1 protein-coding gene is annotated in these 1354 nt (G+C 60.5%); it reads left to right on the top strand.

What is annotated here, in order from left to right; all coding sequences use genetic code 11:
• The coding region (locus DN412_RS42820; RefSeq protein WP_115216991.1) for an IS110 family RNA-guided transposase at window positions 1-1050 on the top strand (1050 nt) is incomplete at its 5' end.
• Window positions 1051-1354: the final 304 nt, after the last annotated feature.

Raw genomic sequence — 1354 nt, 5'->3', positions numbered from 1 at the left:
GAGGTCGAGCTGCTTGGCAAGATCGGTACCTCGAAGGCCGATATCGACCGCTTGTGCAAGCGCCTGCAGTCTAAAGCGCGCCGGATCCGCATCGTCTACGAGGCGGGCCCATGCGGATATGGCCTTTACCGGCAGCTTGCAGGGAAGGGATTCGAGTGCATGGTGTGCGCGCCGTCGCTAATCCCGAAGAAACCCGGCGAGCGCGTCAAGACCGATCGTCGCGATGCGGTCAAACTGGTGCGATCGCTTCGCGCCGGTGACCTCTCGGCCGTGTACGTGCCCAGCGTCGAAGACGAAGCATTCCGGGATCTGTCACGCGCCTGGGTCAACGCCAAAGACGATCTGAAGCGAGCCCGACAAAGGCTGAAAGCCTTTCTGCTCTCACACGGTGTTCACTACATCGGGAGAGCCGACTGGGGACCAGCGCACCGGCGCTGGATCAGTGCCTTTGCGTTCGACACCGTGTGGCAACAACTTGCCTTTGACGAATATCGACGGGCCATCGAGGATCGGCTCGCGCAATGCAACCGTCTCGAAGCGGCCTTGCGCGAAGCCGTGGTCAACTGGCACTTCTATCCGGCCGTACTGGGCTTGCAGGCCATGCGCGGCGTGCAGTTCACCACGGCGATAGGCATGCTCGCTGAGTTGGGCGATCTCTCGCGCTTTGTGCATCCGCGCCAACTGATGGCCTGGCTCGGGGTGACGCCTGCCGAACACTCATCGGGGGAAAAACGGCGCCAAGGCAGCATCACCAAGAACGGCAATAGCTACGCAAGAAAGCTGCTAATCGAAGCCGCCTGGAGTTACCGGCACCCGGCACGGGTGAGCCCCGAGATTCAGCGACGGCACGAAGGCATCCCGAAGGCCATCGTTGACCGGTCCTGGGACGCCCAGCTTCGACTGTGCCGGCGCTATCGGAAACTGGCCGCGCGCGGCAAAAACCCGAACATTGCGGTGGTCGCGGTGGCTCGCGAACTGAGCGGGTTCATCTGGGACATCAGCCAGCTCGCCATGTCGCTTGCCGTACCGAACGCGGCCCAGACAACGTAACCCAGCGCCAAGGTACTAACCATATCTCACACTGTGGAGCCAGTTTCCTGAAGGCGGCGTAGCCCGGCACACGAGCAACCCGCGACCAAGCTACGCAACGGATTTCATCCGACTTGCGGCAATAGATAGCGGAAGGCTCATTGGGCGGACCTCTGTAATGCGGTAACCAACCCGCGGATATCAGCCTGATCCACCGTCGAGACTTACTGCTACGTCGCCTTTAGGAAATTGGGGGGGAACAACATGCAACTGTGAAACTGAATCAAACCAATCTCGATTGACACTGAGAGTCATATCAGCTTGG

Source organism: Cupriavidus lacunae (assembly GCF_003353055.1).
Taxonomy (GTDB): Bacteria; Pseudomonadota; Gammaproteobacteria; order Burkholderiales; family Burkholderiaceae; genus Cupriavidus; species Cupriavidus lacunae.
This window is presented reverse-complemented; position numbering and strand designations above follow the sequence as displayed.